Origin of the sequence: Pseudomonas citronellolis (assembly GCF_029335315.1) — a bacterium.
Classification (GTDB): domain Bacteria; phylum Pseudomonadota; class Gammaproteobacteria; order Pseudomonadales; family Pseudomonadaceae; genus Pseudomonas; species Pseudomonas citronellolis_A.
Window position 1 is genome coordinate 15,064 of the sequence record NZ_JARJLT010000414.1, and the last position, 12,947, is coordinate 28,010.

The following is a 12,947-nucleotide window of genomic DNA, read 5'->3' on the forward strand; positions in this document are numbered from 1 at the left end:
CCTCAGGCCAGCTCTTCCTGCTCGGCGCCGATCTCCTTCTTCAGCAGGTGCGCGGCCAGGCTGCGCAGCGGCGCCAGTTCGCGGCAGATCAGCGCCAGCTGGGTCTGCACCAGGCGCTGCGGGTCTTCCAGTTCCTCCGGCACCTGCTCCAGGCGCTTGGCCAGGTCTTCCTCGGCGTCGCTGTGGACGGCCACCGCGCGGCGTTCGGCGAGGTGCGCGGCGATCTCGTCGAGGCTGGCGGTGAGGCCTTCGGCGGCTTCGCCGATGAGCGCGTTGGCCGGCGACTCCGGCAGCCGGTCGCGGTGCGCGCCGAGGGCCGACAGGTAGCTGAGCAGGGTGTGCGAGAGCACCAGGAAGCGGAACCCCAGCTCGGCGTCCTTGCGGAAGTGGCCGGGCTCCAGAAGCATGTTCGACAGGGTGGTGGAGAGGGTCGCGTCGGCGTTGTGCGCGTTGCGCCGCGCGGTGCGGTAGGCCAGGTCGTCGCGCTTGCCGCTGGCGTACTGCTGCATGATTTCGCGCAGGTAGCGGGCGTTGCAGGCCAGGGTGCTGCCGACCAGGCTGTGCAGCCTGCGGCCCTGCCAGTCGGGCAGCACCAGGAACACCGCGAGGCCGGCGATGAAGGCGCCGAGCAGGGTGTCGAACAGGCGTGGCAGGATCAGCCCGTAGCCGTTGCCGACCTGGTTGAAGCACAGCAGCACCAGCAGGGTGATGGCGGCGGTGGCCAGGGTGTAGCGGGTGCTGCGGGTGGCGAAGAACACCACCCCGGCGACCACCGCCAGCAGCGACTGCAGCAGCGGGCTGGGGAACAGGTCGATCAGCGCCCAGCCGGCCACCAGGCCGACCAGGGTGCCGAGGATGCGCTGCACCAGGCGGATGCGCGTGGCGCCGTAGTTGGGTTGGCAGACGAACACCGTGGTCAGCAGGATCCAGTAGCCCTGGGTCGGGTGGATCAGGTGCAGCACGCCGTAGCCGGCCACCAGGGTCAGGCCCAGGCGCAGCGCGTGGCGGAACAGCAGCGAGGTCGGCGTGAGCTGCAGGCGGATGCGCTCGAAGGCGTCGCGCAGCGAACGTGGCGAGCGGTCGAGCAGGGCGCTGTCCTGTTCCTCGGCGAGGGCGTCGGGGTTGCTCGCGCCGCTGAGCTTGAGGTCGAGGCTGGCGAGGTTGGCGGCGAGGGCGCCGAGCGAGCGCAGCAGCGAGCGCCAGGCCGGGTTGCCTTGCTGGCGCAGGTGTTCCAGCGAGGCCTGGAGGTCGGCCAGGGCCAGTTCGCTGTCGTTGTAGTCGAACGGCTGGCGCAGGCGGATGGCCCGCGCCAGGGCCTGGCAGGCCTTGCCCTGCTGGTTGAGCAGGCGCTGGCAGCGGAACAGCACGTCGCTGTGGAAGAAGGCCTCGGCCAGGCGGTTGTACGGGTAGTGCGAGGAACTGGCGCGCTCGTGGACGTCCTGGGCGATGAAGTACAGCTTCAGGTAGCGGCTCAGCTTGGGTCCCGGGCGGCCGTGGCTGAGGCGGCTGAGAATGGTTTCCTTGGCCTGGTTCAGGGTCACCACCAGCTTGCCGTTCTGCCGCGCCAGGGCCAGGCGCCGGCCCTCGACGTCGAGCTGGCGCAGCGGTTCGAACAGGGTCGACTTGATCTTCAGGTACTCGCCCAGCTCGAAGTAGGCGCGGGCCAGCACCTGCTGCACCGGCTGGTTGGCGAAGAGCGCGTTCCACAGCACCGAGAGCAGGCCGTACCAGGCGGCGCCGGCGACCAGCAGCAGCGGTTCCTGCCACAGGTTGCCGGGCGCGCCGCCGCGCTGGTCGACGCCGATCATGGTGTAGATGGAGAGGATCAGGGTGGCCGAGGCGATGGCCGCGTAGCGCTCGCCCAGCGCCCCCAGCAGGGTCATGCCGAAGGCCGAGAGGCCGAGGCCGGCGACGAACAGCCAGGGGTAGGGGAACAGCAGCTCCACTGCCAGCGCGGCGATCAGGAAGCACACCAGGGTCACCAGCAGCGCCTGCAGGCGGCCCAGCCAGTGGTCGTCGGTCTCGGCCAGGGCGCTGGCGATGATGCCCAGGAACAGCGGGATCACCAGCTCGGCGCGGCCCAGCAGCAGGCAGGTCAGCATGGCCCCGGCGAGGGCGATCGACACCCGCAGGCTGTAGGCGAACTTGTCCAGCGCCCAGAGGCGCCGCAGGGTCTCGAACAAGGGGGAGGAAAGCATGCGCGTCGGGGACTTCCGTGTGTCTCTGCGCTGAGACTAGCGGATCGCCTGGCGCGCGGCTATCGGAAGCGGGGGCGGCTGGGTAGGCGTAGGGCGGATAACGTTCGACGTTATCCGCCGTTTGAGCTAGAGGATGCGCACCTTGAACGAGCGCCCCTTGATCTTGCCTTCCTGCAGGCGCTTGAGCGCCGCCTTGGCCTGGTCGCGCTGCACCGCCACGTAGGCCTGGAAGTCGAAGATGGCGATCTTGCCCACCGTGCTGCCGGGCAGGCCGGACTCGCCGGTGAGGGCGCCGAGGATATCGCCCGGGCGCAGCTTGTCCTTGCGCCCGCCGGCGATGTTCAGGGTGGTCATCGGCGGCAGCAGCGGCGCCGGGTTGGCGCGCAGGAAGTCGATGCGTTCCCAGTTCAGCGGCGCGCCCTGCAGGTCTTCGATGGCCTGCGCGCGGGCGGCTTCCGACGGCGCCACCAGGGACAGCGCCAGGCCCTTCTCGCCGGCGCGGCCGCTACGGCCGATGCGGTGCACGTGGACCTGCGCGTCGCGGCTCAGCTCGATGTTGATCACCGCCTCCAGGCCTTCGATGTCCAGGCCGCGCGCCGCCACGTCGGTCGCCACCAGCACGCTGCAACTGCGGTTGGCGAACATCGCCAGCACCTGGTCGCGCTCGCGCTGCTCCAGGTCGCCGTGCAGGGCCAGGGCGGAGATCTTCTCCGCGTCCAGGCGCTGGGCCAGCTCCACGCACTGCTGGCGGGTGTGGCAGAAGGCGACCGCCGACTGCGGGCGGAAGTGCTGCAGCAGGCGCACGGCGGCGTCCATGCGCTGGCGCGGGTCGATCTCGTAGAAGTGCTGCTCGATCTGGCTGTCGTCGTGCAGCGCCTCGACCTCGACGCGCTCGGGCTGGCGCAGGAACTTCGCCGCCAGTTGCTCGATGCCGGCCGGGTAGGTGGCCGAGAACAGCAGGCTCTGCCGGCGCGCCGGGAGCTGGCCGATGATGTCGGCGATGCTGTCGTGGAAGCCCATGTCGAGCATGCGATCGGCTTCGTCGAGCACCAGGGTGTTGAGGCCGTCGAGCACCAGGCTGCCGCGCCGCAGGTGTTCCTGTACCCGGCCGGGGGTGCCGACCACCACGTGGGCGCCGTGCTCCAGCGAGCCGATCTGCGGGCCGAAGGGCACGCCGCCGCAGAGGGTCAGCACCTTGATGTTGTCGGCGGCGCGGGCCAGGCGGCGGATTTCCTTGGCCACCTGGTCGGCCAGCTCGCGGGTCGGGCACAGCACCAGCGCCTGGCAGCCGTAGTAGCGTGGGTTCAGCGGGCTGAGCAGGCCGATACCGAAGGCGGCGGTCTTGCCGCTGCCGGTCTTGGCCTGGGCGATCAGGTCGCGGCCCTTGAGGATGATCGGCAGGCTGGCGGCCTGGATCGGCGTCATCTCCCGATAGCCCAGGGCATCGAGGTTGGCGAGCAGGTCGGCCGAGAGCGGCAGGCTGGAAAAGGCGGTGGAAGTCACGAAGGAAAAACCCGACAGGCGTGTGGCCGCGCAGTGTAGCAGGATGGCCTCGGCAGGGCCCCCGAGAAGCGGTGAAAACCCGCGAATTCACTGGCTTTGACGGCCATTCGTCCGAAACCGCCGAGAACCCTTATAGTGGTTTTTTATACAGATTCGCTTTCCGAAGATTTTTATCGTAGAGTGCCCCCACTGTGTTTGCATGGGTCGCCGTCGATCGTGACCTGATGCGGTCGGTTATTCCACCCCGTCCTGCTCGACTCCTTGTAACTCCTTGCAACTCAGTTCCTGCCACTTCGCGTGGCTATTTTTACATCTACGTTCCAAGGAGATCTCCATGTCGAATCGTCAGAACGGCACCGTCAAATGGTTCAACGAAACCAAAGGCTACGGCTTCATCACCCCTGAGAGCGGCCCGGACGTATTCGTTCACTTCCGCGCCATCGAAGGCCACGGCTTCAAGACCCTGGCCGAAGGCCAGAAAGTCAGCTTCGAAGTCGTGCAAGGCCAGAAAGGCATGCAGGCCGAGCGCGTTCAGGTAGTCAACTAAGACTCCCTGGCGTCGCCGAAAACCCCGGATGGAAACATCCGGGGTTTTTTGTTGCCTGAATCCCGTAAGCGATCTGTACTGCCACTGCCCCCCGCAACTGGAGCCACCCCGATGAACCTGCGCCCCGCCGGCCTGCTGCTGGCCTTCTGCTGTCCCTCGCTGTTCGCCGCCCCGCCGGCCACCTGGGGCTGGGTCGAGCAGGCCAAGTTGATGCCGGAGAATGTGCTGCTCAAGGCGCGCCTGGACACCGGTGTGCTGACCTCGGTGATGGACGCGCGCAACCTGGTGAAGATCAAGAAGAACGAGCAGCGCTGGGTGCAGTACGACATCCTGATCACCGACCCGGCCAGCGGCCAGGTGCAGCGCTACCCCTTCGAGCGGCCGGTCGAACGCACGCTCAAGGTGCACGGCGCCAACGGCATCGAGCACCGCCCGGTGGTGAGCATGGATATCTGCCTGGGCGACAAGGTCTACCGCGAGCAGTTCGCCCTGAGCGACCGCGAGGGCGCCGACTACCCGCTGCTGCTGGGGCGCCGAAGCCTGGAGCACCTGGGCGCGGTGGACGTGTCGAAGACCCTCACCACCCCGCCCACCTGCAAGCCCTGAGCGTCCGCCCCGGCGCGGCTCAGTGCCCGTCGTCCGGCTCGAGCCGGCGCGGCGACTCGGACGAGCGCCCGTCGTCGCTGGCCAGCTGGAAGAAGATCGCCGCGGCCAGCATCGACATCAGCCCCACCGCCAGGTAGGTGGCGTGGAAGGCGCCCAGCACGTCGCCGGCGTTGGCCTCCACGTCGCTCTTGAAGCCGCCCAGCAGCGCCGCCGCGCAGGCCACGCCGAGGCCGATGGAAAGCTGCATCACCACCGACAGCAGGCTGTTGCCGGCGCTGGCGTTGTCGTCGCGCAGGTCGATCAGGGTCAGGGTGTTCATCGCCGTGAACTGCAGTGAGTTGACCGCCCCCAGCAGGCCCAGGTGGATCAGCAGCCAGAGGTAGGGCGTGTCCTGGTCGATCAGCGCGAAGCCGGCGATCAGCGCGCCCAGCAGCAGGGTGTTGCCGACCAGCAGGCGGCGGTAGCCGAACAGGTCGAGAATGCCCTTGGCCAATGGCTTGATGACCATCGCCATGGCCGCCAGCGGGATCATCGTCATGCCCGCCTTGGCCGGCGCGAAGCCCAGGCCGACCTGCAGCAGCAGCGGGGTGAGGAAGGGCAGGGCGCCGCTGCCCAGGCGCGCGAACAGGTTGCCCAGCACGCCGACGGCGAAGGTGCGGGTGCGGAACAGGCTCGGCGGGAACAGCGGCTTCTCGATGCGCAGCGCGCGTAGCCAGTAGGCGGCCAGCAGCACCAGGCCGCCGATCAGCAGCAGGACCACCCGCACATGCGGCATGTGCAGTTCGCCGAGGCCTTCCAGGGCGATGGTGATCAGCACCATGGAACCGCCGAAGAGCAGGAAGCCGGTGCCGTCGAAGCGGCTGCGCTCGGCGCCGCGCAGGTCCGGCATCAGGCGGATGGCGAAGGCGATGCCGAGCAGCCCCACCGGGATGTTGATGAGGAAGATCCAGTGCCAGCTGGCGTACTCCACCAGCCAGCCGCCGAGGGTCGGGCCGGTCAGCGGGCCGAGCAGGCCGGGGATGGTGACGAAGCTGAGCACCCGCACCAGGTCGCTGCGCGGGTACACCCGGAGGATCACCAGGCGCCCCACCGGCATCATCAGCGCACCGCCCAGCCCCTGCACCACGCGGGCCAGGATCAGCGCGCCGAGGCTCGGCGACAGGGCGCAGAACAGCGAGCCGAGGCTGAACAGGGCGATGGCGAAGAGAAACACCCGGCGCGTGCCGAAGCGGTCGGCGATCCAGCCCGAGGCGGGAATCAGCAGGGCCACCGTGAGCAGGTAGGCGATCACCACGCCCTGCATGCGCAGCGGGTCTTCGTTCAGCGAACGGGCCATGCTCGGCAGCGCGGTGTTGAGGATGGTGCCGTCCAGGGCCTGCATGAAGAAGGCCACGGCGACCAGCCAGGGGAGGATGCGGGCGATGCGCGGGGTGAGGATGTAGGGCTCGCTCATGATGGGTCCTTGTTCGGCTCCCGCAAGCTTAGGGAAAGATCGCCGGCATGGGTAACTTGACGAAGGTCGTTCGCGGGGGAGGGCGCTTTCCGAAGGGCGTCCTAAAATGATCGGCGCTGGCGGAACGATGGCACCGTGCGTCAGTCGAAATTCGATCCGGGCAACGTCCTGCGCCGGGTCTCACTGCATCAGGAGATGTCGATGATCGTCCGCTTCCGCACCGTCCGTTTCCGTAGCGCCTGCGCCGTCGCCGCGCTGCTCGCCGCGTCGTCCGCCTTCGCCTTCAACCTGGGTGACGCCGCCAAGGCGGTGTCCGGCGCCGCCGAGGGCGGTAACCCGGCCCAGGTCGCCTCCACCCCGCAGACCAGCGGCCTGCTCGGCGCCCTCACCGGGCAGCTGGGGGTCAGCGACGAACAGGCCATCGGCGGCACCGGCGCGCTGCTCGGCCTGGCCAAGAACCAGCTCAGCAACACCGACTACAGCCAGTTGGCCAAGAGCGTGCCGGGTCTCGACAAGCTCAGCGGCGCCAACGCCCTGGGCGGTCTCGGCGGCGCCCTGGGCAACCTCGGCGGCACCGGCGCCAAGGGCCTGCTGGGCAACGTCAACAGCATGGGCGACGTGAACAGCGCCTTCAGCACCCTGGGCATGGACCAGAGCATGACCGGCAAATTCGCCGGCGTGCTGCTGGATTACTTCGGCAAGCAGGGCGTGAGCAGCAACCTGCTCGGCAGCCTGGGCAGCCTCTGGGGCGTGGGCGGCTGACGCCGGCCGAGCGCTTTCCGGGAGCGTAGGGCGGATAACCGTTCGCGGTTATCCGCCGCAGGCCGGGGCATCGCTACCCGTGAATGGCGGCGGATAACGCCGTGGGCGTTATGCGCCCTACGCGATTGCTGGGAAATCCTACGGATTTAGCTGACGGACTGTTCGGAACGAAGGCCGTGGCCGCCAGTCGAAGCCAGTGACCGCCCATCCCGAGGCGGGTGCTGCCTTCTGCGGAGCCCTTCGATGTTCACCCGATCCCTGCTCGCCCTCGCCGCCTGCGCCTGGCTGGTGGCCCTTCCGGCCGCCGCCGAGACCTTCGAGGAAATCCCCAGCGCCGAATCCGGCGCCGCCGCAACGACGGCCAACGGCCTGGTGGAAACCCTCGGCCAGCGCCTGAACATCAGTGACGAGCAGGCCATCGGCGGCGCCGGCGCCCTGCTCGGGCTGGCGATGAATCGCCTCGACGACGGCCAGGGCGCGCAACTGCAGCACAGCCTGCCGGGGCTCGACCAGCTGTCCTCGGGCAACCTGGGTGGCGGTATCGGCGCGCTGCTGGGCGGCGCCGGGCAGATTCTCGGCGGCATCCAGAGCCTGCAGGACGTCGACCAGGTGTTCAACGTGCTGGGGATGAACGAAGGCATGGTCGACCAGTTCGCCGGGGTGATGCTCGACTACCTGGTGAAGCAGGGCCTGAACAGTCAGTTGCTGGGCAGCCTCGGCAAGCTCTGGAACGGCACGCCGACGCCGCTCGCGCCGAGCGCGGCGGTGGCCGGCAAACCGGTCTGACTCAGGCCTCGGCGCGCAGCGCCTCGATGCGCGCGTCCTTCTCTTCCCACAGGCGTGACACCCAGGCCTGCACGTACTGGCGGAATTGCGCGTCGCCTTCGTAGTCGCCCTGCCATAGCGCGGGGTCGATGCCGTGGGTCTGGATGTCCACCACCACGCGCGGCACCTTGCCGCAGAGCAGGTCCCAGAAGCCCGGCTTGGGCCCGTCGGGGTAGACCACGGTGACGTCGAGCATGGCGTCCAGCTGCCCGCCCAGGGCGGCGAGGACGAAGGCCACGCCGCCGGCCTTGGGCTTGAGCAGGTTGCGGTAGGGCGATTGCTGCTGGGCCTGCTTGGCCGGGGTGAAGCGGGTGCCTTCCAGGTAGTTCACCACGGTCACCGGCATGCCCTTGAACTTCTCGCAGGCGGCCCTGGTGATCTCCAGGTCCTTGCCCTTGAGCTCCGGGTGCTTGTCGAGGAAGGCCTTGCTGTAGCGCTTCATGAACGGGTAGTCCAGCGCCCAGAAGGCCAGGCCGAGGAAGGGCACCCAGATCAGTTCCTTCTTCAGGAAGAACTTGAAGTAGGGCGTCTTGCGGTTGAAGGCCTGCACCAGGGCCGGGATGTCGACCCAGGACTGGTGGTTGCTCACCACCAGGTAGGAGGTGTCGCCGCGCAGCCGTTCGCCGCCGCGGATGTCCCAGACGGTGGGGGTCATCAGGGCGAAGATGGCCTTGTCGATCTCCGCCCAGGTTTCGGCGATCCACATCACTCCGTTGGAGCAGGCGTCCTTCAGCGCCTTGCCCGGAAGCACCAGCTTGAGCAGGGCGATCAGCAGCATCGGGCCGATCAGGATCAGGGTGTTGAGCAGCAGCAGGAGGCTGGTGACTATGCCGGTCAGCGTGGCCCACATGGCGGTGCATTCCTCGTTCCGGGTGGCGCGGCCATGATACGCAGGCCGCGTGGCGATCCCAAGCCACCCCTTCCCGCCGTGGCCGCCGGCGCACTATGCTGAGGCGAGCTGTCCGCCGATGCCCTGCCATGCCCGAATCTTTCTACCTGCGCCTGCCGGTCGAGGCCGTGACCCTGGGAATGTACGTTCACGAGCTGTGCGGGTCCTGGATGGACCACCCGTTCTGGCGCAAGCGTTTCCTCCTGGAAGACCCCGAAGACCTTCGGCGCCTGCGCGAAAGCGGCGTGCGCGAAGTGCTGATCGACCCCGCGCGCGGCCTGTCGCCGAAGCCCGCGCTGGCGCCGGAAACGCCGCCGCCGGTAACCACGGCCGAGCCGCCGGCGCCGCTGGTGGAGCCGCGCCGCGCGCTGGAGGACGAACTGCGCGCCGCCCAGCGCCTGTGCGCGCGCTCCAAGCGCGTGGTGCTGGAGATGTTCCAGGATGCGCGGATGGGGCAGATGGTCGACGCCGACCAGGCCCGCGAGCTGGTGGAAGAGATCAGCGCCTCGGTGCAGCGCCACCCCAACGCGCTGATCAGCCTGGCGCGGCTCAAGCACGCCGACGAATACACCTACATGCACTCGGTGGCGGTGTGCGCGCTGATGATCGCCCTGGCGCGCCAGCTCGGCCTCGACGAGCCGCTGGTGCGCGAGGCGGGGTTGGCCGGGCTGCTCCATGACATCGGCAAGATGCAGGTGCCGATGGAGCTGCTGAACAAGCCGGGGCGCCTGGACGAGCAGGAGTTCGCCCGGGTTCGCGAACACCCGCGGCGCGGCCTGGACATCCTCATGCTCGGTCGCCAGGTCGGCGCGCTGGTGCTCGACGTCTGCCTGCACCACCACGAGAAGCTCGACGGCACGGGCTATCCGCACCGCCTGGCTGGCGAGCAGATCAGCCTGTTCGCGCGCATGGGCGCGGTCTGCGACATCTACGACGCGATCACCTCCGACCGTCCGTACAAGGCCGGCTGGGACCCCGCCGAGTCGATCCGGCGCATGGGCCAGTGGTGTGGGTCGCACCTGGACGAGGCGGTGTTCCGCGCCCTGGTCAAATGCCTGGGCATCTACCCGGTCGGCTCCCTGGTGCGCCTGGAGAGCGAGCGCCTGGCGGTGGTGGTCGAGCAGGACAGCGCGTCGCTGCTGACCCCACAGGTGAAGGTGTTCTATTCGATCCGCACGCGCGCGGCGATCCCCCAGGAAGTCCTCGACCTGGCGCGGCTCAAGGGTCGCGAGCGGATCGTCGGGCGCGAGTCGCCGGAGCAGTGGGGCTTCCGCAACCTGGAGAGCCTGTGGAGCGGGCTCGATCGCCGGCGCGGCCCGCTGTTCGACAGCTGACAGTGGCCGCTGGCGAACCCCGGGCCGCCGTGGTAGTCCTATGCGCGGCAACCCCGCCGTCCTGGAGATTTCCCGTGAAACCCGTTCTCGCCATGCTTTCGCTGCTCGTCCTGCCCGGCCTGGCCCTCGCCGCCGAGCCCAAGCTCTATGGGCGCTACGAGTGGGTCGGCCTGCCCGAGCTCGACCAGACCCTGCAGGCCAAGATGGACACCGGCGCCTACACCTCGTCGCTGTCGGCCAAGGACATCCAGCTGTTCCAGCGCGACGGCGAGCAGTGGGTGCGCTTCCGCCTGGCCACCAAGGACGGCGGCGACTCGCAATACGAGCACAAGCTGGCGCGCATCTCGAAGATCAAGAACCGCGCCGACGAAACCGGCGAGGACGAAGAGGAAGAGCGTGGCAGCAGCCTCAGCGAGCGCCCGGTGATCCTGTTGCCGGTGTGCCTGGGCGGCGACCAGCAGGAGATCGAGGTGAACCTCACCGACCGCAGCCGCTTCAACTACCCGTTCCTGATGGGCACCAAGGGCCTGCGCAAGTTCCACGCCGCGGTGGACCCGGCCGAGCGCTTCGCCGCCGGCAAGCCCACCTGCTCCGGCGGCCGCTCCGACGATTGACGGCGCGCGGGCCTTGCGGCTTGATGAAGGCCCCGCCCGCCAGGCACGGAAGCCATGCCGCACATCCTGATCGTCGAAGACGAAGCCGCCATCGCCGACACCCTGCTCTACGCCCTGCAGGCCGAAGGCTTCGCCGCCACCTGGCTGAGCCTGGCCGGCGAGGCCCTGCAACGCCTGCGCGAGGAGGCCTTCGACCTGGTCATCCTCGACGTCGGCCTGCCCGACATCAGCGGCTTCGAGGCCTGCCGGCAGTTGCGCCGCTTCTCCGAGGTGCCGGTGATCTTCCTCACCGCCCGCGACGCCGAGATCGACCGCGTGGTGGGCCTGGAAATCGGCGCCGACGACTACGTGGTCAAGCCGTTCAGCCCGCGCGAGGTGGCGGCGCGGGTCAAGGCCATCCTCCGTCGCGGCGCGCCCCGCGCCCTCGCCGAAAGCCCGGCGAGCGGGCCCTTCCAGGTGGACGAGGAACGCTTCCTGATCCACTACCGTGGCCAGGCGCTGAACCTCACCCTGCATGAATTCCGCCTGCTCCAGGCGCTGCTGGCGCGACCGGGGCGGGTGTTCAGCCGCGAGCTGCTGTTGCAGGCGCTGGGCGTGGCGGCCCAGGCCGGCTACGAGCGCAACATCGACAGCCACATCAAGAGCCTGCGCGCCAAGCTGCGCCAGGTGGCCCCGGCCGCCGAGCCGATCCAGACCCACCGCGGCCTGGGCTACAGCTACGCGGCGGAGAAGGCCTGATGCCGTTGGGCGTGCGGATCTTCCTGGCGTACTTCCTGTTCGTCGGGCTGACCGCCTACTTCGTGCTCAGCACGGTGATGGAGGAAATCCGCCCCGGGGTGCGCCAGTCCACCGAGGAAACCCTGGTGGACACCGCCAACCTGCTCGCCGAGATTCTGCGCGACGACCTGAAGCACGGCACCCTCGGCCGCAGCGACCTACCGGAACTGTTCAAGGCCTACGGCTCGCGCAGCCCGCAGGCGGACATCTGGGGCGTGCGCAAGAACGCGGTGAATCACCGCATCTACGTCACCGACGCGCGCGGGGTGGTGCTGCTCGACTCGGCCGGCGAAGCGGTGGGCCAGGACTACTCGCGCTGGAACGACGTCTACCTGACCCTGCAGGGCAAGTATGGTGCGCGCTCCAGCCGCGAGTCGGCGGACGACCCGGACTCCTCGGTGATGTACGTGGCGGCGCCGATCCGCGATGGCGAGAAGATCATCGGCGTGGTCTCGGTGTCCAAGCCCAACCGCACCCTGCAACCCTACATCGAGCGCTCGCAGCGGCGCCTGGCCTGGCTCGGCGGCGGGCTCATCGTCCTCGGCCTGCTGGTCGGCGGCCTGCTCTCCTGGTGGTTGAGCGGCGCGCTGCGCCGGCTCACCCGCTACGCCCGGGCGGTCAGCGAAGGCCGCCGCGCGGAGCTGCCGCGCTACCGCGGCGGCGAGATGGCGCAACTGGCCGAGGCCGTGGAGCGCATGCGCGTGCAGCTGGAAGGCAAGGCCTACGTCGAGCGCTACGTGCACACCCTGACCCACGAGCTGAAAAGCCCGCTGGCGGCCATTCGCGGCGCCGCCGAGCTGCTTGAGGGCGAGATGCCGGCGCCGCAGCGCGCGCGCTTCGTCGGCAACATTGCCGGCGAGAGCCAGCGCCTGCAGCAACTGGTGGAGCGCCTGCTGAATCTGGCCCAGGTGGAGCAGCGCCAGGGCCTGGAGGACAGCGAGCCGGTGCAGCTGCAGGAACTGGTGGCGGAGCTGCTGCAGGCGAACCTGGCGCGTCTGGAAGGCCTGCGGGTGGAGAACGCGGTGCCGGTGGAGGCGCTGGTGACGGGCGAGGCGTTCCTGTTGCGCCAGGCGCTGGGCAACCTGCTGGAGAACGCCCTGGACTTCACCGCGCCTGGCGGCCTGATCCGCTTCGACGCGCTGCGCGAAGGCGAGCGCTGGCGCCTGGGCGTGTTCAACCAGGGCCCGGCGATTCCCGACTACGCGCTGGAGCGGCTGACCGAGCGCTTCTACTCGCTGCCGCGTCCGGGGACCGGGCGCAAGAGCACCGGGCTGGGGCTGAACTTCGTCGCCGAAGTGGCGGCGTTGCACGGCGGGCGCCTGGGTGTGGGGAATGTCGAGGGCGGTGTGGAGGCTTGGCTGGAGTTGCCGGCTAACTAGGGAGCGAAGCGCGCCGCACACAATCCCCACAATCTCCCCATCTCCCTTCCACAACCGCTC

12 protein-coding genes are annotated in these 12,947 nt (G+C 69.1%); 8 read left to right on the forward strand and 4 right to left on the reverse strand.

Features of this window, described 5'->3' with window-relative positions:
- Nucleotides 1-2: 2 nt before the first annotated feature.
- Together yccS and dbpA are read right to left on the reverse strand one after the other, a co-directional pair.
- Nucleotides 3-2,198: a YccS family putative transporter gene (yccS, locus tag P3W75_RS31340; RefSeq protein WP_276231221.1), complete on the reverse strand. Its 2,196-nt coding sequence runs from the start codon at nucleotides 2,196-2,198 to the stop codon at nucleotides 3-5.
- 126 nt (nucleotides 2,199-2,324) lie between these two features.
- Nucleotides 2,325-3,701, reverse strand: coding sequence for an ATP-dependent RNA helicase DbpA (gene dbpA, locus P3W75_RS31345; protein ID WP_276231222.1), 1,377 nt, complete (start codon nucleotides 3,699-3,701; stop codon nucleotides 2,325-2,327).
- Nucleotides 3,702-4,035: 334 nt separating this feature from the next.
- Between dbpA and P3W75_RS31350 the strand changes: the two genes are divergently transcribed.
- Both P3W75_RS31350 and P3W75_RS31355 read left to right on the forward strand, forming a co-directional pair.
- Complete coding sequence (locus P3W75_RS31350; RefSeq protein WP_276231223.1) at nucleotides 4,036-4,248, forward strand: cold-shock protein; 213 nt, start codon at nucleotides 4,036-4,038, stop codon at nucleotides 4,246-4,248.
- 111 nt (nucleotides 4,249-4,359) lie between these two features.
- A complete protein-coding gene (locus P3W75_RS31355; RefSeq protein WP_276231224.1) occupies nucleotides 4,360-4,854 on the forward strand; it encodes an ATP-dependent zinc protease family protein in 495 nt (164 codons plus the stop codon).
- A 19-nt stretch (nucleotides 4,855-4,873) separates the two neighbouring features.
- Here P3W75_RS31355 and mdtD read toward each other — a convergent pair whose 3' ends face one another.
- Nucleotides 4,874-6,307, reverse strand: a complete 1,434-nt coding sequence (mdtD, locus tag P3W75_RS31360; protein WP_276231225.1) for a multidrug transporter subunit MdtD — start codon at nucleotides 6,305-6,307, stop codon at nucleotides 4,874-4,876.
- 201 nt (nucleotides 6,308-6,508) lie between these two features.
- On the opposite strand from mdtD, the gene P3W75_RS31365 reads away from it, so the two are divergent.
- On the forward strand, nucleotides 6,509-7,069 hold the full coding sequence (locus P3W75_RS31365; RefSeq protein WP_276231252.1) for a DUF2780 domain-containing protein: 561 nt from the start codon (nucleotides 6,509-6,511) through the stop codon (nucleotides 7,067-7,069).
- 243 nt (nucleotides 7,070-7,312) lie between these two features.
- On the forward strand, nucleotides 7,313-7,855 hold the full coding sequence (locus tag P3W75_RS31370; protein WP_276231226.1) for a DUF2780 domain-containing protein: 543 nt from the start codon (nucleotides 7,313-7,315) through the stop codon (nucleotides 7,853-7,855).
- Between the two features lies 1 nt (nucleotide 7,856).
- Here P3W75_RS31370 and P3W75_RS31375 read toward each other — a convergent pair whose 3' ends face one another.
- Nucleotides 7,857-8,744 (reverse strand): acyltransferase, encoded by an 888-nt coding sequence (locus P3W75_RS31375; protein ID WP_276231227.1) that lies wholly within the window; start codon nucleotides 8,742-8,744, stop codon nucleotides 7,857-7,859.
- 128 nt (nucleotides 8,745-8,872) lie between these two features.
- Here P3W75_RS31375 and P3W75_RS31380 point away from each other — a divergent pair, with 128 nt between their 5' ends.
- From P3W75_RS31380 to creC, 4 genes are all read left to right on the forward strand, one after another.
- Nucleotides 8,873-10,117 carry an HD-GYP domain-containing protein gene (locus P3W75_RS31380; protein ID WP_276231228.1) on the forward strand — a complete coding sequence of 415 codons (1,245 nt, stop codon included), beginning with the start codon at nucleotides 8,873-8,875 and terminating at the stop codon, nucleotides 10,115-10,117.
- A 74-nt stretch (nucleotides 10,118-10,191) separates the two neighbouring features.
- Nucleotides 10,192-10,731, forward strand: a complete 540-nt coding sequence (locus tag P3W75_RS31385) for an ATP-dependent zinc protease family protein (protein ID WP_276231229.1) — start codon at nucleotides 10,192-10,194, stop codon at nucleotides 10,729-10,731.
- A 54-nt stretch (nucleotides 10,732-10,785) separates the two neighbouring features.
- The gene (creB, locus tag P3W75_RS31390) at nucleotides 10,786-11,469 is read left to right on the forward strand and encodes a two-component system response regulator CreB (protein ID WP_276231230.1); all 684 of its coding nucleotides are present in this window, start codon (nucleotides 10,786-10,788) and stop codon (nucleotides 11,467-11,469) included.
- Nucleotides 11,469-12,887, forward strand: coding sequence for a two-component system sensor histidine kinase CreC (creC, locus tag P3W75_RS31395; protein ID WP_276231231.1), 1,419 nt, complete (start codon nucleotides 11,469-11,471; stop codon nucleotides 12,885-12,887). Before creB ends, creC begins: the two co-directional genes overlap by 1 nt.
- Nucleotides 12,888-12,947 lie beyond the last annotated feature (60 nt).